The sequence below is a fragment of the Rhodococcus sp. MurmanLake-1 genome, assembly GCF_056945715.1.
Genome location: NZ_JBWZNF010000002.1, coordinates 448,357 through 471,723, shown reverse-complemented (window position 1 = coordinate 471,723; position 23,367 = coordinate 448,357). Strand labels below are relative to the sequence as shown.

Sequence of the window (23,367 nt, the reverse complement as noted above, 5' to 3'; positions counted from 1 at the left end):
AGCAATGACGGGACGCATGTCCGCAATTGCGGGAACAGTCCGCGATCTGGGCATTCCACTGCCCGGACGCCGAATCGACTACGACGTCGCCGGAAAGGTCGTGCTGATCACCGGCGGAGGCGACGGTATCGGTTCCGCGCTGGCGCGCACTCTCCACCGGCGTGGGGCCACCGTGGCGCTGGTCGACGTCAACGAAAGTTCATTGGCAACGGCCGAGCGCTCATTCGAGTCACAGCGAGTCGTGACGGTGACGGCCGATGTCCGAGATCGGGACGGCATGACAGCAGCCGTGCAAACGATCATCGAGCAGCTGGGCAGAATCGACGTCGTGGTTGCCAACGCCGGAATCACCCCTCCCCCGGCAACATTGCGCCAGGTCGATCCCGACGCCTTCGATCGTGTGCTCGACGTCAATCTCACCGGCGTCTTCAACACCGTGCATCCGACCATCGACGAGGTGATCCGCAACAGTGGGCACATCGTCGTCGTGTCATCGGCGGCGTCGTTCGCCCCCGGTTTGGGCGGCGCTTCGTACATGATCAGTAAGGCTGGGGTCGAAGCGCTCGGCCGGGCGCTGCGTCTCGAGGTTGCCGGCTACGGCGCCACTGCCGGCATCGCGTACTTCGGGATGGTGGATACACAACTTGCACGCGCCACACTCGACGACGACGAGATCGGGCGCAAACTCGACGCTCGACTACCCGGTCCCCTCCGTCATCGAATCTCCCCGGACCGTGCCGCCACGGTGATCGCAGACGCGATCGCGCGCCGCGCCGCGCGGACCCTTGCCCCCGCTGCCTGGGAACCCTGGGCGTGGGGACGCGGATTCATCAATGTCCTGGCCGACGGCTATCTGGCCAGGGACAAACAGGCACACGACCTGATCCGCGAACTCGAAGACAGAACCACCGCTGCGGCCCCGACGAATGCATCAGCCCTGACAAAGGCATCCAGGAGATCATCATGACCACGTTGTGTGCAGCCTTCCAGCGAGTGTCGGCGGTAGCGCCCGACTCGGTGGCCCTGCGAGACATCGGCGATGCGCGAACACTGACGTGGCGCGAGTACGCCGAACAGGTCCGCGAGGTTGCCGCGGGATTGGCCGGAATCGGCGTGGGACACGGCGATACGGTTGCCCTGATGATGAGTAACCGCATCGAGTTCTATCCGATCGACGTCGGTGCCCAACATCTCGGCGCGACGTCCTTCTCCATCTACAACACGTCGGCACCCGAAGCCATCCGTTACATCCTCGCCAATTCGGGTGCACGGGTTCTCGTCTGCGAAGACCGGTACGTGGATACGGTCCGCCGCTCGGGCGCCACACTCGAGACCATCGTCGTCGTCGACGCGCAATCGCATGTCCACCAGCCCGGCACTGTGACCCTGGAGCAGATGAAGGATTCTGCCGCATCGGATTTCGATTTCGAGGGCACCTGGCGTGCGGTGAAACCGAACGACGTCGCCACGTTGATCTACACCTCCGGCACGACCGGCAACCCCAAGGGCGTCGAGACGACTCATGCATGCCTGTTGTTCGAAACCAACGCCGTAAGCGCTGTACTCCCCGTCGAATTCGGTGACCGCATCACCTCGTGCATGCCGTCGGCGCACATAGCCGATCGGCTCACCTGCCTGTACATGCAAATGGTGTTCGGCACCCAGATCACTGTCGTGCCGGATCCGAGCCAGGTAGCGGCCGCGCTTCCGGACTGTCGCCCCACGATCTGGGGCAGCGTCCCCCGTGTGTGGGAAAAGCTGAAAGTTGCAGTCGAATCGGCTGTCGCCAACGAACCGGACGACGCGCGGCGAGCGGCGTTGCAGTGGGCACTCGACGTCGGTCGCACTCGTCTCGCACACTTGCGAGCCGGTGAAACAGTCCCCGCCGAACTGGAAGCGGACTACGCCCGAGCCGATACGATGGTCCTGTCCGCTCTGCGTGCGAAACTCGGCTTTGCCGAACTGAAGTGGGCCATCTCTGGCGCCGCACCGATTCCGCCGGAAACCTTGGCATTCTTTGCGGCCCTGGGAGTTCCGATCTCGGAGATCTGGGGAATGTCCGAGCTGACATGCATCGCAAGCACCGCGCCGGCCGAGCCGACCAAGCTCGGAACGGTCGGAAAGTTGCTCCCAGGCATGGAAATGCGCATCGAGGCGGACGGCGAGCTACTGGTTCGAGGACCGTTGGTCATGAAGGGGTACCGCGGCGAACCCGCAAAAACGGCCGAAGCGATCAGTGCAGACGGGTGGCTCTCGACCGGAGATGTCGTCACCGCCGACGCGGACGGCTACCTCACGGTGATCGATCGCAAGAAGGAGTTGATCATCAACGCGTCGGGAAAGAACATGTCACCGGCTGCCATCGAGACGGCAGTGAAGACGTCGTCGTCGTTGATCGGCGAGGTCGTGACGATCGGAGACGGCCGAAAGTTCAACACAGCGTTGATCACTCTCAGCGCCGACGCCGCGGTCGGAGCGGCACGCTCACTGGGACTTGCGGCCGAGGCCGCGGTACTCGCCAAGGACGCTCGGATCGTCGACGTCGTTGCAACTGCTGTCGCCGAGGGAAACTCGCGTCTGTCGAGGGCCGAGCAGATCAAGCGGTTTCACGTACTCACCATGTTCTGGGAGCCAGGCGGCGACGAGCTGACACCGACGATGAAGCTCAGGCGCAAGCCGATAGCCGAGAAGTACGCGTCCGAAATTGCAGCCCTCTATGCGGATTCGGTCGTTGAGGACGTCTACGAGCCTGCACCCTGCGCATAGATCAGCGTCTCGGTGGCCTTGACCACAAACGTAGCGGCCGATCCCGGAACCAGATCGAGTTCGGCCGCTGCGCTCGCCGTGATGTCGGCAGACAAGCCCGGCTGGCCGGCTTCGTCCTCCGCTCGCACTCGGACGACATCGCCTCGGTTTTCGATCTCCGCGATCGTGACCGCAAACGCATTTCGTGGGCTGCCGTGCGGCGGATCCAGGAAGACCGACACTGCTCGCGGCTCGAAGACCGCCACGGCGGCACTGCCGGCCGGTAGGTCGGTCTCCGTCTGGCCCGCGATATCCACCCCGACCGGACTTCTGAGCACTCCGTCTCCGGCCATCGTGCCGCTGCGCAAGTTGATTCCGGCGATGCGTGCTGCGAATGCACTACGCGGGCGGGTCAGAACTGTTCGTACGTCACCACGTTCGACGACCCGGCCACCGTCCATGACGACAACCGTGTCGGCCAGCGCAAGTGCGTCCAGAGCGTCGTGCGTGACGAGTACGGCAGTGCGATCGCCGGTCCTGAGCACTCGGCGCAGTAACGACCGCAGCGCGGGGGCGGAGGCGACATCGAGCGCGGACATCGGTTCGTCGAGTAGAAGCAGTTCGGGTTCAGCAGCCAATGCCCTCGCCACTGCAACCCGTTGCGCTTGGCCACCGGAGAGTTGTGAAGGCTTGCGGTCAGCCAAATCGCCGGCGTCGACTGCGTCCAGCCAATGGCGCGCGGACTCGGCGGAATCGCGACGCGACCGCCCTGCACTGCGCGGCGCGAACGCCACGTTCGCAGCCGCACTGAGATGGGGAAAGAGAAGTGCCTCTTGCGCGAGTAGGGCAGTGCCGCGCCGATGGGGTGCCAACACGACTCCCCTACGGGTATCGGTGAGAACGCGGGAATTGAGTTCGATCAACCCGCGCCGCGGATGATGCAGTCCGGCAACCGCCGCCAGTACCGTCGACTTGCCGGCGCCGTTCGGCCCGAGGATGGCGGTCACCTCGCCCGCCGCTACGTCGAACGTCGCAACGACGTCGCGCTCCGGAATCTCGATGTCGACGTGGAGGCCACTCACAACGAACCCGCCGATCCGCGTCCACGCACCGCAACCACGATGACCACCGCGACTACAACCAGCACCAGCGAAAGCGCCACCGCTGCATCCGGATCGGTCTCACGCTGGAGATAGATTTCCAGCGGCAGGGTACGCGTCACCCCTTGCAGACTTCCCGCGAAGGTCAGCGTCGCACCGAATTCCCCCAGCGCTCGAGCGAAAGCCAGAACTGCCCCTGACACCAGACCGGGAAGCACCAGCGGCAGAGTCACCCGGCGAAGCACAGTGGTCGGGCGGGCTCCGAGCGTCGAGGCAACGGCCTCGTATCTTGTACCCGCAGTGCGTAGTGCACCTTCGAGGCTGACGACGAGGAACGGTAGCGCAACAAACGTCTGCGCCAGGACCACCGCGGTTGTCGAGAATGCTATCTGGATGCCGAGCACTTCCAACTGCTCACCGATCAACCCTTTGCGCCCGAACGTGTACAGCAACGCGATACCGCCCACCACGGGCGGCAGAACCAGCGGGAGCAGAATCAAGGATCGAAGAACGGACAGTCCCCGAAAATGACTGCGCGCCAACACCGCGGCCATCGGTACCCCGAACAGGATGCACAGCAGCGTGCTCATTGCCGCTGTCTTCAAACTCAGTTTCAACGCGGCAACCGACGATTCGGAAGTCACGAGTTCCCAGAACTGCGACCACTGCACGGTGGCCAGCATCGCCGCCAAGGGCGCGATGACAAACGCTCCGCCGATCAGCGCCGGAAGGTAAATCCATACCGGCAACCCGAGCGGAGCCCGGACTGCCGGTCTTAGGTGTGTCACGGGGCAGCGAATCCCGCGTCACTCAGAACTGCCAGGCCCTTGGGCCCCTTGACGAGATCGACGAACTTGGTTGCCGTTTCCGAATTCTTCGAATCCTTCAGCACCGCAATCCGGTACAGGTTGACCACCGTGGTGGCTTCCGGGAACGCGACCGTCTGCACCTTGTCACCCGCGGACTTCGCGTCGGTGACGTAGACGATGCCGGCATCGGCCTGACCGGACGTCACCTTGTTGAGAACGTCGGTCACCGACGATTCCTCACTGACGGGCGAGAGGGTCTCACCTGTGGCCGTCTCGACCTTCTTCGTAGCCGCGCCACACGGGACCTGCGGAGCGCAGATCACCAGTTGTGTCCCCTCCTTTGCCAGATCGGCGAAGGACGCGATGCCCTTCGGATTGCCAGGCGGTACAACGATCGTCAAGGTATTGCTCGCGAAATCCGAGGGCGACCCCGCGACGACACCGGCATCGGTGGCCTTGGTCATGTTGGCGGCGTCAGCCGAGGCGAACACGTCAGCCGGTGCGCCCTGGGTGATCTGGGCGACGAGATCCGAGGACCCGGCAAAGCTGAATGTGACCGATGAACCGGGGTTCTCGGACTCGAACTCCTTGCCGAGTTCGGTGAAGCTGGTCTTGAGTGACGCCGCCGCGAAGACGGTGATGCTTCCCGTGGCACTGTCACTGGAAGTGGTCGTGGTCGGAGCGGCCGACGACGTCTCCGACGACGAATTGTCGGAGGAACTACAACCGGTCACCAGGGCAAGCGAAAAGGCACCTGCTGCAACAAGTCCGACTACACGCTTCACGAATTTCCTCCAGTATGTTCAGAACTACGGCGTTTCCACGATGACCGTGGTGGCCTTCACGATTGCGACTCCGATACTCCCGACCTCGAGTCCGAGCTCCCGAACCGCGTCGGTACTCATCAACGAGACGACAGTGAAGGGCCCACACTGCATTTCGACCTGGGCCATCACCTTGTCGGTGACGACCTTGGTGACGAGGCCGGCGAACCGGTTGCGGGCCGAACTCGCACCCGCGAGCGGATCGGCCGGTGCGGGTCCGGCGTTGGACCGGGCGAAGCCCGCCAACTCGGCACCGTCGATGACCTTGCGGCCGGAGTCGTCCGTCCTCGCGGTGAGAAGCCCACCGTCGACCCACCGTCGAACGGTGTCGTCACTGACACCGAGCAGACCGGCAGCTTCGCGGATTCGAATGTTGGGCACCAGGTGATCGTAGGTCGCAAGTGCGGACCTAACAAGCCGAAATACTCCGCAGATGCGTGAACTAGTCAATCATGATCACGTATCTGCGGAGCATTGTCGATAGTTGCCGTAGACGAGTCAGCGCATCATTCTTCGGCCCAGGGCACGCGGCAGGAGTCGGTGCTGAACCCTTGCTCGGTGATCCCCAACGCCGAATACATCCGGGCGCGCATGTTTTCGAGCCCGATCTGATAGGTCAGTTCCACGACGCCCGCTCGCCCGAACCTGCGCTCGAGATCCGCGACCTGCTCGTCCGTCACCCCGTTCTCCCCGTGCGGGTCACCGGTCATGGCATCGGCGTAGGCGATCGCGGCCCGCTCGTCCTCGCTGTACTTCGGTGAATCCCGGTAATTCGCGATCCCTTTCAGCTTGTCGATGTCCAAACCGTCCAGGCGCGAGAGCATCGTCCCGAAGTCGACACACCACGAGCAGCCGACAGTCCAGGCGACGCGATAGACGGCCAGTTCACGAATGTTCGACGGCAGCACCTTCGACGCCTTCTGCACGGCCATCTCGTGACGGGCAGCCGCGACGAACAATTTCCGATGGTTGGCCAGGACGGCAAAGGGCTCGGGGACTTCGTCGTACTGCCTGGCGGCGAATTTGTATGCCACTTTGATCAACGGACTGGCTTCTGACGGTGTCACTGCGGGAATGCGAGTCATGGCAAGCCTCCGTATGTTCTGGGGCACCGGATTCGATGCTCTCTACAGAGTTGGACGATGGCGGCGATTCAAACGTGACAAGCACCGCGTCCGAGCGGATGTGAGGATGCGGTGTCAGCCGACTAAGCTGCAAAGATGCCTTCGACGCCCCGCAACCGCACCGTCTCGCGTCTGCAGCCGTTCGCATCCACGATCTTCGCCGAGATGACAGCGTTGGCCACACTTCACGACGCGGTCAACCTCGGTCAGGGCTTTCCGGATACCGACGGTCCTGCGGCCATGCTCGAAGTAGCGCGCCGAGCCATCGCCGAGGGCGTCAATCAATACCCGCCCGGTCCGGGCATGCCCGTCTTGCGTCAGGCCATCGCGGAGGATCGGCGCGTCCGTTACGGACTCGACAGTGATCCCGACTCCGAAGTTCTGGTCACCGTCGGCGCCACCGAGGCGATCAGTGCTGCAATTCTCGGACTGGTCGAACCCGGCGAAGAAGTAGTGCTGATCGAGCCGTACTACGACTCCTACGCTGCATCCGTCGCATTGGCAGGCGCTGTGCGTCGGACTGTTCCGCTGGTCGCCGCGGGAGACGGATTCGCGGTCGATCTCGATGCATTGCGCGGCGCGATCACCGCCAAGACGAAGATGCTGATCGTCAACAGTCCTCACAACCCCACCGGCACCGTATTCACCGATCATGAACTTCGAGCGATCGCCGAACTCGCGTGCGAACGCGACCTGATCGTGTTGAGTGACGAGGTCTACGAGCACTTGGTCTTCGACGGCCTCACCCACACACCGATGGCGTCGCTCCCGGGCATGCGTGAGCGCACCGTCACTGTGTCCAGTGCCGCAAAGACTTTCAATGTCACCGGCTGGAAGACCGGCTGGGCGATCGGCCCCCGAGAACTCATCGACGGAGTCCGTGCCGCCAAGCAGTTCATGTCATTTGTTGCCGGTGCACCATTCCAACCGGCCGTTGCCTACGCGCTGACCAACGAACAGCCGTGGGTCGTCGAACTTCGACAGAGCTTGCAAGGCAAACGGGACGTACTCGGAAAAGCTCTGACCGAGGCCGGTTTCACGGTGCATTCCGGCGGCGGCACGTACTTCCTCCTTGCCGACATCAGACCGTTGGGTGAAACCGACGCGGGAGATTTCTGTCGCGCACTGCCCGAGCGTATCGGCGTCGCGGCCGTACCGGTCGACGTGTTTGCGGACAACCGCGACGATTGGAAGCACCTGGTGCGCTTCGCCTTCTGCAAGCAGGACCACATTCTTTCCGAAGCTGCACGCCGTCTCCACCTGCTCCAAGGAGCAGCGCACCCATGACAGCGCGGACCATCCCGACCGCATTCGTCCACCGCTACCTCGCGTTCTCGCCGGACAACGACGTCGATTTGTCTGGTGCACTGCGAGCTGCTGGGATCGACCTGGAGACATTGTCGGACGCTCGCGCACGGCTGACCCCAACTCAGGTCACCACCTTCATCCAAACCACGTGGCAGATCACCGACGACGAATTGTTCGGCCTCGGATCCGCCCCGGTCCCCCGTGGCACTTTCCGATTGATCTGCCTGACGTTGATCCATTGCCCTGACCTCGGATCAGCCTTCGCTCGAATGTCCGACGTGATCCGTGCACTACCGGCTCTCGCCCCACTGGCAATCGAGAAGGGCGAGGAAAGCACGCGGGTGAGCTTCGCAGTCCGCGCTCGCGAAGGCGTCGCCGAACCTGATGTCGCAGAACGTGTCACAACCGATTTTGTCCTGATCTTGCTGCACCGATTTTCCGCGTGGTTGATCGGAAAGCGCGTCCGACTTCGGGCAGTCGAATTTCCGTACTCGGCACCGGATGCGCGGTTGGCGCAGGACTACGACTACATATTCGGAGCGCCGGTCACCTTCGGCGCGCAGCGAGCGGCACTGGAGTTCGACAACTCGGCCATGCGCGCACCGATCATCCAAACCGAGGAGACGTTGGAGGAGTACCTCCGAGAATCTCCGATTCAGCTCATGTCCGAACGCGATTACGACAGCACTGCGTCGGCGCAGGTGCGACGGGTCCTGGAACTCGGGGTGAAGGGGCGAACCTCCACGGCCGAGGAGATCGCCGAGATGCTCTCGATCAGCGTTCCCCATCTGCGTCGACTGCTGCGGCGTGACGGAACATCACTGAATCAACTACGCGAGGAAGTGCTCCGCGACGTAGCCATCGCTGGTTTGCGGCGCGGAGAATCCGTCGAAGTACTCTCGGCGCGATTGGGGTTCTCCGAGCCCAGCGCGTTCCGTCGGGCCTTCAAACGATGGACCGGCGACACTCCGAGTTCGTACCGCTAGCTGACGCAGAACTCGTTTCCTTCGGGATCGGTCATCGTGATCCACACGCTCGGCCCCTGCGCTCCCCGGTGCAGGATCGTCGCCCCCACCGTCTCGAGGTGCGCTGCGACATCCTCGCGCTTGTCGCCCACTCGTATGTCGAAATGGAGCCGGTTCTTCACCGTCTTCGATTCCGGAACCAGTTGGAACAGAACGCGGGGACGTTCGGGATGCTCCGGATCGCTGATGGCCGCACCTTCGCGCCAGACGAGAACTCCCTCGAAGGTCGTGGTGTCAGATTCCTTGGCGTGACCAGCAGCGACGAGGCCCCTGATGAAGTCTTCGTCGCTGGGCTCCGCTGCCCACCCGAGTGCTGCGGCCCACCACTTCGCCTGTTCGTGCGGGTGTGCCGAATCTACTGTGACTTGAAATTCGTATCCCATGTTCCGACGTTAACGCCGACCACCGACACCTAGTGAAGGTTCAGCCGAGCCCGGGCATCAGTCGACACTCTTGATGGTCTTCATGGTGATCAGCGATGTCACCCGCGAGACAGCCGGAAGCCCGCTGAGCTTGGTGACCATGAAGTTCTCGTACGTCGCGAGATCTTTCACCGCGACCCGAATGAAGTAGTCGGGAATTCCGAACAACCGCCGACATTCGATCACTTCGTCGAAGGCGGCGACCTGGGATTCGAAGTCCTCGATAGTCGCCTGGTCGTTGACTCCGATCTCGGCGGTGACGATCACTTGAAATCCTCGGCCAAGCGCTTCCTGACTGACGATCGCGCGGTACCCGGTGATGATTCCGTCGGCTTCGAGCTTTTTCACGCGGCGCAGGCAAGGGGACGGTGTCAGACCCACCAGATCCGCCAATTCCGTGTTCGTCAGACTCGAGTCCTGACGGAGGTGAAACAAAATTGCGTCATCCATGGCATCCATCGCACTATTATTGCGCACTGTTCAATATGTGGGCATTCTGAGCAATCGATCACCTCGATCTTTGTTATAGATTTGCGTCGTGATCGAACCAGCATCGTCGACGGCCGCGCCTGCCGTCGAACTCTCGCCGCGAACCCCGGCGTGGCGGCACGCCTTCCAACTGTCGCTGCCGGTCGGATTCGGCCTGCTCCCACTCGGGATAGCCCTGGGCGTTCTTGTGGTCCAACAGGGCCTCAACCCTTGGTGGGCAGTCGCTTTCACCTCGCTGATCTACGCCGGATCGCTGGAGTTTCTCGCCGTCGGAATGGTCGCGGCCATGACACCACTGCCGTACGTCGCTCTGACCGCACTGCTGGTCAACTTTCGACATGTGTTCTACGCCTTGAGTTTTCCGCTGGAAAAGATTCGCAACCCATTCGCTCGCTTCTACAGCATGTTCGCGCTGACCGACGAGGCCTATGCGATGTCGGTAACTGCCGATCCCAAGGCACTCACCGGACGCGTCATCGTCTACTCCCAGCTGTACCTCCACGGCTACTGGATCGGTGGCGCGATCCTGGGCGCGACGGCAGGACAGTGGATTCCAGATTCGATAGTCGGTCTCGACTTCGCTCTGACCGCACTGTTCGTCGTCCTCTCGATCGAGGCAATTCGCGCACAAAACGGATTCGCGGTGCCGGTCGCTGCGGTCACCTGCGCTCTGGTCGCCCGGCTCGCAGCCCCGGATCACATGCTGCCAATTGCAATGGGCGCCTTCGTGCTCTTCCTGATCGGCCGCTTTGTCTACGACTCACGAAAGGCGAAGATCGATGCCTGACACCTCGTACATCTTTGCGGCGGTCGCAGTCATGGCCGTGGTCACCTTCGCGCTGCGCGCAATCCCCTTCGCCGCGCTCATGCCGCTGCGCTCCTCCGCCCTGGTCGGCTACCTCGGCATCTACATGCCGGCCGGCGTCATGCTGATCCTCGTGATGTATTCACTCAAAGGGGTGTCGATCACCGCCCCGTCTCACGGCCTCCCCGAACTGATTGCAGTGTGTGCCACGATCGTCGCGCACCTGTGGCGAAAGAATGCCGTCCTGAGCATCGTTGTCGGAACGACGATCTACGTTGCGCTGGTCAATACCGTGTTTGCCTGAGCAATTCCCATCCGGGAGCAAAGCAGCTTTACTCCCGGATGGGTGATTTGTAACCTCCAGGCGCTTATCTGAACAGTTGAACACTTATACGATTTCAGTAGGGTGGCCGCCGGCCGCGACTGAAAGATCGGTGAGGTTCGATGTCCACGACAATGACCACGACGGGCACCCGAATCGCCGGCGCTTGGCACAGTCTGGATCGAGGCCAGCGTCGAAGCATCATCGGAATGACCGTCACCGTCGTTGCACTCAACGTCGTCGGGTGGGCAGTTCTTCTCGGTCTGGTAGTCCCCGGCCACTACACGATCGAAGGCAGTGTCTTCGGCATCGGACTCGGTGTCACGGCGTACACGCTCGGCATGCGCCATGCTTTCGACGCCGATCACATCGCCGCCATCGACAACACCACTCGGAAGTTGGTGGCGGACGGCAAGAAACCGATGTCCGTCGGTTTCTGGTTTTCACTCGGGCACTCCACCATCGTCTTTGTTCTCGTCGCACTTCTGGCGTTGGGTGTGCGGCAACTTGCCACCAGCCTTTCCGACGACAACTCCGATCTGGAAAAGTGGACCGGCTTGTTCGGCACCACCATTTCCGGAACGTTCCTGATCTTGATCGGCCTCCTGAATCTTTTCTCTCTCATCGGGATTCATCGGGTGTACACGAAGTACAAGGCCGGAACCTTCGACGAGGAGCAACTCGAGAAGGAACTCGACAGCCGCGGCGCCCTCAACAAGATCCTGGGCCCGGTGATGAAGATGGTTCGCAAGCCCTGGCACATGTACCCGGTCGGCCTACTGTTCGGACTGGGATTCGACACCGTCACCGAAGTGGGACTGTTGGTGATCGCCGGCGGCGCGGCAGCGACAGGGCTCCCGTGGTATTCGATCCTCGTTCTACCGATACTCTTCTGCGCCGGGATGTCTCTGTTCGACTCGATCGACGGATCGTTCATGAACTTCGCTTACGGTTGGGCATTTGCCCAGCCGGTACGAAAGATCTACTACAACATGGTGATCACCGGACTCTCGGTGGCAGTGGCACTGCTGATCGGGACCCAGGAAATCATCTCGATCTTCACCGACAAACTCGACATCCACGACGGGATTCTCGGCGCCATCGGGAACTTGGATCTCGGCGCGATGGGCTTCATCATCGTCGGACTCTTCGTTGCCACCTGGATGATCGCCCTCCTCGTGTGGCGGTACGGCCGCATCGAGGAACGGTGGCAGGCACAATCCGTTGCCGCCGCACCTCGATCGACCGCTGAATAGTTTGGCAATCCGAGTCTTCTACGCACATTCAGTGCGTTTCCCACATTTATCGAAAGACGCATCCCGCGGAGTTGGCGAGATGCAATAGTGGAGTTCGAACGGGGTCAGCCCAGGCTAGGAGAAAACAGTGCGGATACGTCATGCGGTAGTGGGTGTGGCAATCACGGGACTTGTTCTTGCAGTGGCAGGCTGCGGTAGCGGCGACGGCGAAGCTGCCGAAGGACCAGGCATCGCCGTGGCGGCGGAAACCAAGCAAGTTCCCGACCGGGTGACCGTGCATCGACCTGGCCTCATCGACACCAGCATTTCCCCGTTCGACGTGCCTGAATGGCCAGGGCCGCACCCCTCCGAATTCCTCGAGCCCAACCCGCCGTCGGGCGAGAGCGGTGAGATCGCCGGCGACCAAGCTGCGGCAACGTACGCGGCCTCGCTCGACAACCCCGATGCACTATGGAATGTCGGTGGCACGGTGCAGTGGCTGGTTGTCGATCCGTTCCGTGAAGGTCTTCCACCGAAGTCTCCGCACTGACCGGATCCAAACGATCGTTGCGAATTCAGTTCGGCCCCAATGCATCACAGAACTCGCCGGGTTGATCGACATGCAAACGCAGCCCACCGATCGTGGTGGGACTGGCCTTCGAGAGCCGTTTCGGGAGCGTGACCGAGAGCGGCTGATCGAAGTCGACATCCACGACAGTGCCGTCGGGCCCCGGCAGAACCAAGCGATCGTCGACAATCACATTTGCTGTCTCACCGAACCTTCGGACCATGCTCGCCCGCGAAATCCGTGATCGGTCCACTTCGACTCGAATGCCCCTGCCGGATCGAAACACTACCGTTCGAGCCGAGACGAGGTGCGGGTGCACGACGCGTCCGGCAAGCCAACCGCCAATCGCAATCAGCGACAACACCGTTGCAACGAGCAGCACGACGCGAAGCCACTGCCACGGCACCAGGAAGTGAATCGCTACGGCCTCGATCACACTCGCCGCAACAAATGCCACCGGTATCGACATGGTCCCCCGCGCGTAGCCGAAAGTCGCTGTATCACTGGAACCTCCGTCTCTCCGACCCGTCGAGAGCAACCACAGTGATCGGATCACGCCGTACCGCCTGACATGAGACGTGTTGAGACGCGCGCGACCACTTCACGTTGCGCTGGATCGGGCACCAGGTCCGCGATCCCAACCGAGAATCCCACACCTGCGGAGTCTCCGTCTGAGTACACATCGCCGAGCACCCCGCCCAGTGATTCCTCCAGTTCGTCCGACAAGTACGCGATCTCGTCTGCAACCTCGGCTACCTCGCGCCCAGCCAGAGCGGCGAAACGACGGTACAGATCCACAATTCTCTTCCGGTCGCCCTCGTCGGACAGCAATCGCGCAGCCGTGGAGAACAGTTCGTGTGGCGCTGCTCCCGAGATCGCCACCAATTCCCACATGTCGCGTTCGCGCTCGAACAGACGCCGAACCGAATCCGTCGGGGACGACGCGATCAACTCGTCGAACGCAGACAGCAACTCCACCGGAAGCGGCGAGACCACCCGGCCGGCGCCTCGCGCCGAGAGCATTTCCTGGAGGCGCACTCGCTGGTCTGCGAGGACGCGTTGTTTCCGGTCTATCTCCGCGATCAAGGAGGAAAGATCTTCGGCGAAGTCGTCCGGTTCTCGTGCATCGATCGGCTTCGGTTCGATCATCGCGGCAATGGATCCGAGTGGAATGCCGGCGGCGGTGAGCCAACGAATGCGCATCAGCCTGACCAGATCGGGAAGTTCGTAAGTTCTGTAACCGTTGGACAGTCGTCTCGGCTCGGCCAGCAGCCCCAGTCGGTGATAGTGCCGAACGGTCCGCGGAGTGGTGCCTGCCGCACTGGCCACGTCGCTGATTCGCATACGAACAGCATCAACTATGACGCTACGTCATAGTCAAGGCCGGCATGCCGGCCTTGAGGCCTTAGGTCCTGTTCTGCCTGCCAATAGTTTCGCAGACGAATTTCGCGGGTATTGATCACTTGCGGCGGCGATTTCCAGAGCGAGGGGTCAGCCGCGCAAGGTCTGCCCCCGGCTGTCACTCGCCGGGTGGCGGGCCGCCAAAACCAGCGGGCCGCCGAAAACAATCTGTGCCAGGCGATGATTTCGATGCAAACGACACGACTCGACACCATCCTGATTCTGATCGTCGGGACGGCAATCGGACTGAGCGTCTGGCTGGCCACGCAGGAACCATTCGCGTCGATCGGACTCGGAATCGCAACGGTGGTGATCTGCTGGATCTCTTGCTCGATGATCCACGGCTTCCCACACCGATCGACGAAGGACATGCGTCCGCGCGAGAACCAGGATCGCGAGTCACCGAAACGGCGCTGACGCCGCGTAGGGATGAGGCCAACCGTGGAGGCCCGGACACAGCGAAGTGAGTGGTTCACCTGTCGCAGGTGAACCACTCACTTCGGTCAGAGGATCACACCTCGTCAGGTCGCCAGGTCGCGACGGCCCAGATCACGGCGACGTCGAGGGCGATGATCACGATCGACCACAGCGGGTAGTACGGCATCCACAGGAAATTCGCCACGATCGAGAGCGCCGCGATCACGAAGGCCATGCCGCGGGCCCACGTCATGCCGACGAACAATCCCAGCGACACCGCGATGCCGATGATTCCGAGCACGATGTGGATCCAACCCCATGTCGTGACATCGAATTCGAAGGTGTAGTTGACTCCGACGATCAGCAGGTCGTTGTCTGCGAGAGCCGCGATGCCCTGGAGCAACGCGACGATTCCCGCGACGAAGAGCAGGCAGGCTGCCGCCACCGTGGTCCCGATGGCAAAGCCTTGTCGGACAGGATGGTTCGCATGAGATTGGTGCGGAGCAGTCATGACGTCCCCTTCTTCGGCGAAATAGCGTGAGAACAGTATTCAAAGGTTCACGCCGACGGACATCACCCAGCAAGGATGAACAGCCGTCCAGCACTGCAATCAAGATTCATGGGAACATATGTTCGATTTCGGTGTACGGTGGAGCTTATGACCGCCACGATGCAACCGTCTCTGTTCGACAACGGTGACCTCGGCGTTTCTTTGGCCGATCTCGACGGCACGGTGCAGCGACGTATTCTCACCGCCGGCGCATGGGTCGACCATCGCCCGGCCTGGCTGACCGGATCGGAGGCCGTGTTCGACAATCTGGAGGCTACGGTGCCGTGGCGTTCCGAACGGCGTCAGATGTACGACCGCGTTGTCGACGTCCCTCGTCTGGTGTGTTTCTACGCAGAGAATCAACCACTGCCGGACGCGCTTCTCACCGAAGCCAAAGACGCGCTGAGCAGTCACTACTTCGACGAACTCGGTGAACCATTCGCCACGTCGGGTCTGTGTTTCTATCGCGACGGTTCCGACAGCGTTGCCTGGCACGGGGACGACACGGGACGAAGTCGCACCGAGGACACGATGGTGGCCATCCTGTCTCTCGGTGCGGCTCGCCCGCTCCTATTGCGCCCTCGTGGGGGCGGCGAATCCATCCGCTTCAATCTCGGACACGGAGATCTACTCGTCATGGGCGGATCCTGCCAACGCACGTGGGAACACTGTGTCCCGAAGAGTGCGCGGGCCCTCGGGCCGAGAATCAGCGTTCAATTCCGCACTCGCGGAGTTAGATAGCGTCGCGGAGTTCGTCTCGCAGCGCCTTCCGATTGAGCTTGCCGACGGCCGTCTTCGGTATGGATTCTGCGAAAACAACCCGACGCGGTTTCTTGTACGACGCCAGTCGTTCGCCGACGTGCGCGACCAATGATGCTTGCAGTGCGTCGTTTTCGACGGTCCCGTCCTCGAGTACCACCACAGCCGTGACCGCCTCCACCCACTTGGCGTCGGCGGTACCCACCACGGCGACCTCACGGACAGACGGATGCGTCAGGAGTGCATCCTCGACTTCACGGGGGTAGACGTTGTATCCGCCGCTGATGATCATGTCCGAAGCTCGGTCCTTCAAGAACAAGAATCCTTCGGCGTCGAACTGACCGATGTCACGGGTGTGAACCCAGCCGTCTTCGGTGAAGGTGTCCGCATTCAGTTCCGGTGCATTGAAGTATCCAGCGATCGCCGATGGCGAGCGGATCACGATTTCACCCGGTTCTCCCTGGGGCACTTCGTTTCCCTCGCCGTCGAGCAGCCTGATCTCGACGTCGATGGCGGGCTGACCACAGGACAGCAGGCGATCTTCCGTGTGATCTTCGGGCCGTAGGACTGCAATACACAGCGGTGCCTCGGTCTGCCCGTAGTACTGGAGAAAACGGTGTTGCCCCCACGCCTGCATTGCACGTTCGATAGTGGCCAGCGGCATCGGCGACGCACCGTAGATCACGGATTTCAGACTCGAGATGTCTGCGCTCGCAAAATCAGGGCGTTCGAGGAGCATCTGAATCATCGTCGGCACCAGATTGATTGCCGTAGCCCGATGCTCGGTTATCGAGTCCAAGAAGGTCGACGGGTCGAATCCGGGAAGGATGACGGTCTTGCCGCCACGCAGCCAGAACGGAAGCACGAAGACACCGCTGGCATGAATCAGTGATGCCGCGTGCAGCATCGTGTCGTCCTGAGTCGCCGGAAGCAGATTGAGCAGAACATTGCGGCAGATGCCGGCGTAGCTGCGCTGAGTGTGCTGCGCGGCCTTCAATGTTCCCGTGGTCCCGGAGGTGAACAGCGTCAGGATCACATCGTCGGGAGCTAACTCGACGTCCGGTGTGTCCGAAGGCATGCTCTGTGCTTGGTCGAGCAGCGAACGCTGCCGCGCCGAACCTGTTTCCAGCCCGATGAACGTACGTTCGGGGAACCTGGCGGACAGTTCAGCGGCGCGGTCGGCGAGGTCACTACCGAAGACGACGTGCGAGGTGTCGGTGTCCTCGAGCATTCTCGCGTGCTCGTCGAGCGAGAGACGCGAGTTGAGCGGAACCCTGTTGATGCCGGCTTTGACACAGGCAAAATCGACGGGGACGCTGGCAAGAGAGTTGTTGACCAGCAATGCAACCCGTGCACCACGCCCGATACCGAGGGCGATGAATGTGTGCGCCAATCGGCTGCTGAGTTCGTCCACTTCCGTGAACGTCATCGATCGATCGCCGAAAACGACGGCTGTTCGCGATCCGTGCTGTCGCGCACCACGGGCGATCAGGTCTCTGGTTATGGGCATCATGGTTCAGTTTCCTCGTTCGAATTCGGGTTGTTCTCGAACCGGCCGTGCCGGCCGGCGCCCGCGGCGAACGCAGCAGCGCCGCGCACACCTTCAGCGATGACAATGGGATTTCCCGCGACGCCCTCGGCCCGCAGTGCTTCGGCAAGTGGTAGATCAAAAGATCGGTAGGCCGACGCGCGATCCGCGAGCATGCAGAGTTGAGGGAAAGCGGACAACTGGTGCGCAAGCTCCTTGGCTGCCTGGAGTGACTGCCCCACTGGAACAACACGATTGGCCAGTCCGAAGGCCAGCGCCTCCGGAGCGTCGACCGGGCGACCGGTCAAGATCATGTCGAGCGCTCGCCCCTGCCCGACGATTCGCGGCAGTCGCACGGTCCCACCATCGATGAGAGGAACTCCCCAGCGCCGGCAGAAGACTCCGAAGACGGAATCCTCCTCGCAGATCCTCAGGTCCGCGAGCAATGAAAGCTCGAGCCCTCCTGCAACCGCGTATCCGCTGACGGCGGCGATCAATGGCTTGGACAACACCAACCGACTCGGCCCCATCGGGCCGGTGCCGCCGCCTTCCGGATGCAACTCGTGCACGCGGGCGGGGTCGGAGACTGCGGTCAAATCCGCACCGGCACAAAATGTGCCGCCCGCGCCCCACAGAATCGCCACCTTCTGACTCTCGTCCGATTCGAACTCCAGGAAGGCATCACGCAACTGCGCCGCCATCGGCCCGTCCACCGCATTCTTGCGATCAGGGCGATTCATCACGATGACGGTGACGCCACCGTCACGCTCCACATAGACATCGCCACCTGGTCGATCGGAGTCGGTCACGATATTTCCTCACTGCTCGCGGATAAGGTTTCCCGGTACCCACCATGCCACTTGTAACAGAATTTGTCAGGAGTTGTTCAAAAGTTGTTACAAACTGATCGAGGAATGTCCGCAACCCGAGTTGTGCTGGACCTCGCAACGGCGAGTCCGGACACCGAGTTCAGCACTGCAGTGCTGACCCGCGCCGGCGAGATCGTCGGTGTCAGCGCATCGAGCGTTCGCGTGGCAACGGGCCGCCTGTGCCGCGAGAACAAACTGCGTCGCACCGCTCGTGGAACGTACGTCCTCAACCCGGACGGCATCCCCACCTACAGCGAGGTCGAGGGGTGGCGAACTCGTACCGATCGCATACGCCCCTGGGACGGCACGTGGATAGCCGTCGAGCACTCAGCGCTCAAACGAAGCGACCGCACTGCCGCCCGAAGACACGATCAGGCGCTGCGCCTGGCGGGCTACGAGGAGTGGAAGCCCACACTCGCCGTCCGCCCGAACAATCTGCTCGGCGGCACGGACAGCGCCCGCCGCACTCTCCGCCGACTCGGCGCCGCCCCCGAATCGGCTGTCATGGAAATCGCTCACCTTGCCCCCGAGGATGATTCGACAATCCGCACACTCTGGAACTCGGAAGCACTGTTGGTCGACATCGCCGAGGCCCGTGAAGCACTCACACAGGCGCAAACACGCCTGGCGACAATCAGCCGCGAGGAGGCTGCCCGTGAATCACTTGCCTTGGGCAGCGCGGTGATCGCGGTCATCGTGCGCAATCCGCTCCTTCCGGAAGAACTCGAACCGACGCAGCCACTGCGTGAACTGATCTCGCACATGCTCGAGTACCAGGACGCATCTCGCGAACTGTGGCAGTCACTGCTCCAGTTCTGATCGACTTCTTCCAGAAGGTAATTCAGTACGTTGCGCGGCCACCGCTGGCGTCGTACACAGCACCCGTCGAGTAACTCACCGCCGACGACGACAGCCAGGAGATCAGTTCGGCGATCTCGTCGGCCCGCCCCATCCGTGCCATCGGCGTCAAAGACTGCGAACGAGCGAGGATGGCCGGATCGGTGCCGGCATTCATAGGACTTTCCACGGCCGCGGGAGCAATCGCGTTGACCAGCACACCGGTGGTGGCGACCTCTTTGCCGAGCGACTTCGTCAGCGCGACGACTGCCGCTTTGGACGCGGAATATGCACTCTGATTCGGGTTTCCGTCCTTGGCCGCAATACTCGCGAGATTGACGACCCTCCCCCACCCCGACGCAACCATCCCCGGCACGAACGCCCGGCACATCAGGAATGTTCCTTCGACGTTGATGCGGAACGTACGCCGCCAAGCCGCGAGGTCGACGTCGACGAGTGGCGCTGACGGCCCGACGATTCCCGCACTGTTGATCAAGATGTCGATTCTGCCGAGTCTGGTTCGAAGCGCATCGACTGCTGTCGGATCACTCACGTCGAGTTGTTCGTCCGCGCCTTCGGCAAGATCTGCCGTTACCACCCGAACTCCCTTCTCCGTCAACATCTTTGCACTGGCGGCGCCGATTCCGCTCGCACCGCCGGTAACGAGCGCGGTGACGCCCTCTGGATAGCCCTGCATCATCTTCACTCCTGAGTTTCTGTGCGCTACGCACTCAATTTATGTTGCATACAGGCATAATTGCCGTCACACTGTGTAGAAATTCTGAATATATGGCGTTTGTTGTCGACGTCAAATACCTGGAGGCCTTGCCGATGGAAACCCGCTGGTTGCACGCGTTTGTCGCGGTTGCGGAAGAACTTCACTTCGGGCGGGCCGCATCACGGCTCCAGATGGCTCAGTCGCCGCTCAGCCAGATGATCCGAAAGCTCGAAAAGGACATCGGCGTCAAGTTGTTCGAACGCAGCACTCGCAGCGTCGCACTCACGTCCGGCGGACATGCCTTTCTCCCCCACGCCTATCGCGTCATCGAGAACATGGAGACGGCACGACACGCTACGCGTGCGTCGTCGGGAGGCGTCTACGGACGAGTCACGATCGGGTTCACCGGAGTGCTCAACTATCAAGCACTTCCGCCGCTCACCCGCGCGTTGCGTCAGCGCTATCCGGAAGTCGAACTGACACTCCTCGGCCGAATCATGACGCGCGACGCGATCATTCAACTCGAGAGCGGCGCCCTCGACCTCGCCTTCGTCGGACTACCGGTGGAATCCGCATCACTGTCTACCCGACTGATCCGACGGGAGGCGTTCGGCGCCGTACTTCCGATCGACCATCCCCTTGCCGAGAGGGACGCGATCGATCTCCGCGAATTGGCCGACGACGGATTCGTGACCACCCCGCTCTCGGCCGGCTCGGCCCTCCAGGAAACCGCGATGCGCGCCTGCATGAACGCAGACTTCAGGCCTCGCGTCGTCCAGGAGATCACCGATCCGTACATGATCCTCATGCTCGTTGCCGCCGGCGTCGGTGTAGCGCTGATGACGTCCGGCATGGCTGCTATCACCCCACCTGGCAGTGTGTTCGTCCCACTCACCGGCGAGCCGACGTTCATGAACCACGGAATTGCCTGGTCACCCCGGCATATGACCGATGCACTCGCCGTCGCACTGGAGACGTCCGAGGAGATTCTGCCGACGCCGGAGATTGAGACCAAAAACGTCATTATCTGAGACTCATTTAGTGTTGGACGCGCCATAGTCCTTCGTGGCACTGTCGTCTCAGCCGCCGAAAGGTGAGGGACGTCACCGATGCGTGGTGCATCACCAAACGTGCCGCCACGGCCGGCCCATCGGGACGAAAGGACTTCACATGGCACCACCGATCACCTCCACCGGTTCCACGCACTCCACCGAAGAGCATCCGAATTCGAACGCGCGCCGCGCCGCCGTTTCGGGCTTCCTCGGCAGCACCCTCGAGTACTACGACTTCTTCATCTACGGCTCCGCAGCCGCGCTCGTGTTCCCCAAGATCTTCTTTCCTGGCGGCGGCTCGACGGCAACGCTGCTCTCGATCAGCACCCTGGGCGTGGCCTACGTCGCCCGCCCACTCGGCGCAGTGCTGTGGGGACACCTCGGCGATCGGTACGGACGCAAGAACGCGCTTCTCGCCTGCCTGCTCCTCATGGGTGTTGCGACGGTCATCGTCGGTTGCCTGCCGACCTACGACCAGATCGGCATCGCCGCGCCGATCATTCTCGTCTTGCTTCGCCTTCTTCAAGGGCTCTCTGCCGGCGGTGAATCACCCGGCTCTTCGGCACTGACGCTCGAACACGCACCTGATCACCGTCGTTCGTTCTTCACCTCGTTCACCATGAGCGGGATCATGTTCGGCATCGTCGTCTCCAGCCTGGTATTCATCCCAGTGGCGAGCCTGCCCGACGAAGACCTCTACTCGTGGGGTTGGCGAGTTCCCTTCTGGCTCAGCATCATCGTGACCGTCGTCGCGCTGTGGCTACGTCGCGCCCTGGATGAGCCCGAGGTATTCGAGGAACTCAAGGAACAGGACGAGACGGCCGGAATTCCCGTCGTCGAGATGTTCCGCTCGCACTGGCGCACCGTGATCCGTATCAGCATGAGCTCGACCTTCGCGATGATCAACACCATCGTCAACGTCTTCGCCCTGGCGTACGCCGTCGAATCCGGCTTCGAACGCTCCACGATGCTGTGGGCCATCGCGACCGCCAATTTTGTTGCCGTACTGACTCAGCCGCTGTTCGGCATTCTCTCGGATCGCTACGGACGTAAGCCCATCTTCGTCGTCGGCGCCATCGGAGCCGGCCTGATGATCTTCGTGTTCTTCCATTCGATCGGAACCCAAAGCGTCCCCATGGTCTTCGCTTCGGGAATCGTCATGATCGGAATCTTCTACGCGATGCCCAACGGCACGTACCCGGCATACTTCCCGGAGCAGTTCCCCGCGAAGGTCCGATACACCGGAATGGCCGTCAGCCTCATGCTCGGACTCCTTGTTGCCGGCTTCACGCCGGCTATCGCCCAGGCGATCTCGGCCGGAGACAAGAGCAACTGGACACCGGTTGCATGGATGTGCCTGGGCTTCGCCGTCATCTCCGCCATCGCGGCAATGACCGGACCGGAAACGTACCGCACGCCCACAGCAGAACTGGGCCAACCGAAGCCGAGCCTGCCGATCAAGCAGGACTCAGAGCTCACCAGCAACAACGCTTGACCGGACCGGCCCCTCGCGATGAATTGCCGCGAGGGGCCGTCCCCACTTATGCAGGAGAATGTCATGACTACCGAATACACACGTCACCGTATCGGCCTTGTCGGGTCGGGTATCGCCACCTCACTCTCGCCCGCGTTGCACGCACACGAAGCAGCAGCACTCGGACTCGACGATTACAGCTACGAACTGATCGATCTCGAGAACCTGAACATCTCGGTCGAGAAAACCGGTGAGGTGGTGCGTGGCGCCGTCGCGGGCGATTTCACCGGACTGAACATCACCCACCCGTGCAAGCAGGTTGTCGTGGACGCGCTCGACGAGCTGTCCGACAACGCGCGGTTGCTCGGTGCCGTCAACACGGTTGTGGTCGACAACGGCCGTTTGATCGGCCACAACACTGACCACAGCGGATTCCTCACAGCACTGCAGCGCGGTTTGCCCGACGCCGCCTTGGACCGAGTGGTGCTTGCCGGGGCAGGAGGGGCGGGTTCCGCTGTGGCATACGCGCTCGCCGCCGCCGGCACCACGGATCTTCGCATCGCAGATATTGATCCCGATCGCGCTGCCGATGTGTGTTCTCGCGTCACCTCGGCCTTCCCTGCCACGCGCACAACGGCTTTGGCGATCGGTGAGATCGCCGTCAACCTGACGACGTGCGACGGCGTCGTCAACGCATCTCCGATCGGCATGGTGGGTCACCCCGGAACTCCCTTCGACCCTGCGGCGTTGCATTCCGGATTGTGGGTCGCTGACATCGTTTATCGACCGATGCGCACCGAATTGCTCGACGCTGCAGCTGCTCTCGGATGCGCGGTTCTCGACGGTGGGCAGATGCTGGTGGCTCAAGCCTCTGACACCTTCACAATCCTGACCGGTGTCGAAGCCGATACGGATCGCATGCGCAGCCATCTGAGCGAGCTGCTCTCCGAGACGGCATGCGCATGAGCACAACCGAACACCTACTT

The 23,367-nt window shown here is 62.0% G+C and carries 27 protein-coding genes; 14 read left to right on the top strand and 13 right to left on the bottom strand.

Annotated features, from left to right (window positions below):
* Nucleotides 1-4: 4 nt before the first annotated feature.
* Both AC2ETI_RS08595 and fadD11 read left to right on the top strand, forming a co-directional pair.
* Complete coding sequence (locus AC2ETI_RS08595) at nt 5-967, top strand: SDR family oxidoreductase (protein WP_428690880.1); 963 nt, start codon at nt 5-7, stop codon at nt 965-967.
* Complete coding sequence (gene fadD11, locus AC2ETI_RS08590; protein ID WP_483633784.1) at nt 964-2,766, top strand: fatty acid--CoA ligase FadD11; 1,803 nt, start codon at nt 964-966, stop codon at nt 2,764-2,766. Before AC2ETI_RS08595 ends, fadD11 begins: the two co-directional genes overlap by 4 nt.
* Here the strand turns inward: fadD11 and AC2ETI_RS08585 are convergent.
* From AC2ETI_RS08585 to AC2ETI_RS08565, 5 genes are all read right to left on the bottom strand, one after another.
* Nucleotides 2,742-3,827: a sulfate/molybdate ABC transporter ATP-binding protein gene (locus tag AC2ETI_RS08585; protein ID WP_021345303.1), complete on the bottom strand. Its 1,086-nt coding sequence runs from the start codon at nt 3,825-3,827 to the stop codon at nt 2,742-2,744. The genes fadD11 and AC2ETI_RS08585 overlap by 25 nt on opposite strands.
* Nucleotides 3,824-4,633 carry an ABC transporter permease gene (locus tag AC2ETI_RS08580; protein ID WP_020970514.1) on the bottom strand — a complete coding sequence of 270 codons (810 nt, stop codon included), beginning with the start codon at nt 4,631-4,633 and terminating at the stop codon, nt 3,824-3,826. The genes AC2ETI_RS08585 and AC2ETI_RS08580 overlap by 4 nt, the downstream gene beginning before the upstream one ends.
* Entirely contained in the window at nt 4,630-5,439 is an 810-nt protein-coding gene (gene modA / locus AC2ETI_RS08575) for a molybdate ABC transporter substrate-binding protein (RefSeq protein ID WP_020970515.1), read from the bottom strand. The genes AC2ETI_RS08580 and modA overlap by 4 nt, the downstream gene beginning before the upstream one ends.
* Nucleotides 5,440-5,463: 24 nt before the next feature.
* Nucleotides 5,464-5,859 carry a TOBE domain-containing protein gene (locus tag AC2ETI_RS08570; protein ID WP_020908827.1) on the bottom strand — a complete coding sequence of 132 codons (396 nt, stop codon included), beginning with the start codon at nt 5,857-5,859 and terminating at the stop codon, nt 5,464-5,466.
* A 125-nt stretch (nt 5,860-5,984) separates the two neighbouring features.
* Nucleotides 5,985-6,563 (bottom strand): carboxymuconolactone decarboxylase family protein, encoded by a 579-nt coding sequence (locus AC2ETI_RS08565; RefSeq protein WP_020908828.1) that lies wholly within the window; start codon nt 6,561-6,563, stop codon nt 5,985-5,987.
* Between the two features lie 135 nt (nt 6,564-6,698).
* Here AC2ETI_RS08565 and AC2ETI_RS08560 point away from each other — a divergent pair, with 135 nt between their 5' ends.
* Nucleotides 6,699-7,889, top strand: a complete 1,191-nt coding sequence (locus AC2ETI_RS08560; protein ID WP_046379083.1) for a pyridoxal phosphate-dependent aminotransferase — start codon at nt 6,699-6,701, stop codon at nt 7,887-7,889.
* Nucleotides 7,886-8,896 carry an AraC family transcriptional regulator gene (locus AC2ETI_RS08555; protein ID WP_019744973.1) on the top strand — a complete coding sequence of 337 codons (1,011 nt, stop codon included), beginning with the start codon at nt 7,886-7,888 and terminating at the stop codon, nt 8,894-8,896. The genes AC2ETI_RS08560 and AC2ETI_RS08555 overlap by 4 nt, the downstream gene beginning before the upstream one ends.
* Here the strand turns inward: AC2ETI_RS08555 and AC2ETI_RS08550 are convergent.
* Both AC2ETI_RS08550 and AC2ETI_RS08545 read right to left on the bottom strand, forming a co-directional pair.
* Nucleotides 8,893-9,318 (bottom strand): VOC family protein, encoded by a 426-nt coding sequence (locus AC2ETI_RS08550; RefSeq protein WP_003940409.1) that lies wholly within the window; start codon nt 9,316-9,318, stop codon nt 8,893-8,895. The genes AC2ETI_RS08555 and AC2ETI_RS08550 overlap by 4 nt on opposite strands.
* A gap of 57 nt (nt 9,319-9,375) precedes the next feature.
* A complete protein-coding gene (locus AC2ETI_RS08545; protein ID WP_020970517.1) occupies nt 9,376-9,816 on the bottom strand; it encodes an Lrp/AsnC family transcriptional regulator in 441 nt (146 codons plus the stop codon).
* 79 nt (nt 9,817-9,895) lie between these two features.
* Between AC2ETI_RS08545 and AC2ETI_RS08540 the strand changes: the two genes are divergently transcribed.
* From AC2ETI_RS08540 to AC2ETI_RS08525, 4 genes are all read left to right on the top strand, one after another.
* Nucleotides 9,896-10,633: an AzlC family ABC transporter permease gene (locus tag AC2ETI_RS08540; protein ID WP_020970518.1), complete on the top strand. Its 738-nt coding sequence runs from the start codon at nt 9,896-9,898 to the stop codon at nt 10,631-10,633.
* On the top strand, nt 10,626-10,955 hold the full coding sequence (locus AC2ETI_RS08535; RefSeq protein ID WP_070385591.1) for a branched-chain amino acid transporter permease: 330 nt from the start codon (nt 10,626-10,628) through the stop codon (nt 10,953-10,955). Before AC2ETI_RS08540 ends, AC2ETI_RS08535 begins: the two co-directional genes overlap by 8 nt.
* Nucleotides 10,956-11,095: 140 nt before the next feature.
* Complete coding sequence (gene nicT / locus AC2ETI_RS08530) at nt 11,096-12,229, top strand: Nickel transporter NicT (protein WP_037119767.1); 1,134 nt, start codon at nt 11,096-11,098, stop codon at nt 12,227-12,229.
* A gap of 127 nt (nt 12,230-12,356) precedes the next feature.
* Nucleotides 12,357-12,758 (top strand): hypothetical protein, encoded by a 402-nt coding sequence (locus AC2ETI_RS08525; protein ID WP_113683307.1) that lies wholly within the window; start codon nt 12,357-12,359, stop codon nt 12,756-12,758.
* A gap of 25 nt (nt 12,759-12,783) precedes the next feature.
* Here the strand turns inward: AC2ETI_RS08525 and AC2ETI_RS08520 are convergent, their stop codons facing one another.
* Nucleotides 12,784-13,332: a hypothetical protein gene (locus tag AC2ETI_RS08520; RefSeq protein ID WP_230090987.1), complete on the bottom strand. Its 549-nt coding sequence runs from the start codon at nt 13,330-13,332 to the stop codon at nt 12,784-12,786.
* On the bottom strand, nt 13,329-14,120 hold the full coding sequence (locus AC2ETI_RS08515; protein ID WP_483633783.1) for a MerR family transcriptional regulator: 792 nt from the start codon (nt 14,118-14,120) through the stop codon (nt 13,329-13,331). Before AC2ETI_RS08515 ends, AC2ETI_RS08520 begins: the two co-directional genes overlap by 4 nt.
* Nucleotides 14,121-14,366: 246 nt before the next feature.
* Here AC2ETI_RS08515 and AC2ETI_RS08510 point away from each other — a divergent pair, with 246 nt between their 5' ends.
* A complete protein-coding gene (locus AC2ETI_RS08510) occupies nt 14,367-14,594 on the top strand; it encodes a hypothetical protein (protein WP_020970523.1) in 228 nt (75 codons plus the stop codon).
* Nucleotides 14,595-14,688: 94 nt separating this feature from the next.
* Here AC2ETI_RS08510 and AC2ETI_RS08505 read toward each other — a convergent pair whose 3' ends face one another.
* Nucleotides 14,689-15,105, bottom strand: coding sequence for a DUF7144 family membrane protein (locus tag AC2ETI_RS08505; protein ID WP_003940106.1), 417 nt, complete (start codon nt 15,103-15,105; stop codon nt 14,689-14,691).
* A 147-nt stretch (nt 15,106-15,252) separates the two neighbouring features.
* Here AC2ETI_RS08505 and AC2ETI_RS08500 point away from each other — a divergent pair, with 147 nt between their 5' ends.
* Complete coding sequence (locus tag AC2ETI_RS08500; protein ID WP_029256052.1) at nt 15,253-15,885, top strand: alpha-ketoglutarate-dependent dioxygenase AlkB; 633 nt, start codon at nt 15,253-15,255, stop codon at nt 15,883-15,885.
* Here AC2ETI_RS08500 and AC2ETI_RS08495 read toward each other — a convergent pair.
* Nucleotides 15,878-17,416: an AMP-binding protein gene (locus AC2ETI_RS08495; protein ID WP_021332179.1), complete on the bottom strand. Its 1,539-nt coding sequence runs from the start codon at nt 17,414-17,416 to the stop codon at nt 15,878-15,880. The two genes, AC2ETI_RS08500 and AC2ETI_RS08495, sit on opposite strands and share 8 nt — an antisense overlap.
* Nucleotides 17,413-18,240: a crotonase/enoyl-CoA hydratase family protein gene (locus AC2ETI_RS08490; RefSeq protein ID WP_019744984.1), complete on the bottom strand. Its 828-nt coding sequence runs from the start codon at nt 18,238-18,240 to the stop codon at nt 17,413-17,415. Before AC2ETI_RS08490 ends, AC2ETI_RS08495 begins: the two co-directional genes overlap by 4 nt.
* A 105-nt stretch (nt 18,241-18,345) precedes the next feature.
* Here AC2ETI_RS08490 and AC2ETI_RS08485 point away from each other — a divergent pair, with 105 nt between their 5' ends.
* A complete protein-coding gene (locus tag AC2ETI_RS08485; protein ID WP_019744985.1) occupies nt 18,346-19,119 on the top strand; it encodes a hypothetical protein in 774 nt (257 codons plus the stop codon).
* A 22-nt stretch (nt 19,120-19,141) separates the two neighbouring features.
* Here the strand turns inward: AC2ETI_RS08485 and AC2ETI_RS08480 are convergent, their stop codons facing one another.
* Nucleotides 19,142-19,834 (bottom strand): SDR family NAD(P)-dependent oxidoreductase, encoded by a 693-nt coding sequence (locus AC2ETI_RS08480; RefSeq protein WP_153212011.1) that lies wholly within the window; start codon nt 19,832-19,834, stop codon nt 19,142-19,144.
* Between the two features lie 134 nt (nt 19,835-19,968).
* On the opposite strand from AC2ETI_RS08480, the gene AC2ETI_RS08475 reads away from it, so the two are divergent.
* From AC2ETI_RS08475 to AC2ETI_RS08465, 3 genes are all read left to right on the top strand, one after another.
* Nucleotides 19,969-20,886 carry a LysR family transcriptional regulator gene (locus AC2ETI_RS08475; protein ID WP_047889918.1) on the top strand — a complete coding sequence of 306 codons (918 nt, stop codon included), beginning with the start codon at nt 19,969-19,971 and terminating at the stop codon, nt 20,884-20,886.
* A 139-nt stretch (nt 20,887-21,025) separates the two neighbouring features.
* Nucleotides 21,026-22,402, top strand: coding sequence for an MFS transporter (locus AC2ETI_RS08470; protein ID WP_021345319.1), 1,377 nt, complete (start codon nt 21,026-21,028; stop codon nt 22,400-22,402).
* A 63-nt stretch (nt 22,403-22,465) separates the two neighbouring features.
* Nucleotides 22,466-23,347 (top strand): shikimate dehydrogenase, encoded by an 882-nt coding sequence (locus tag AC2ETI_RS08465; protein ID WP_428690885.1) that lies wholly within the window; start codon nt 22,466-22,468, stop codon nt 23,345-23,347.
* Nucleotides 23,348-23,367 lie beyond the last annotated feature (20 nt).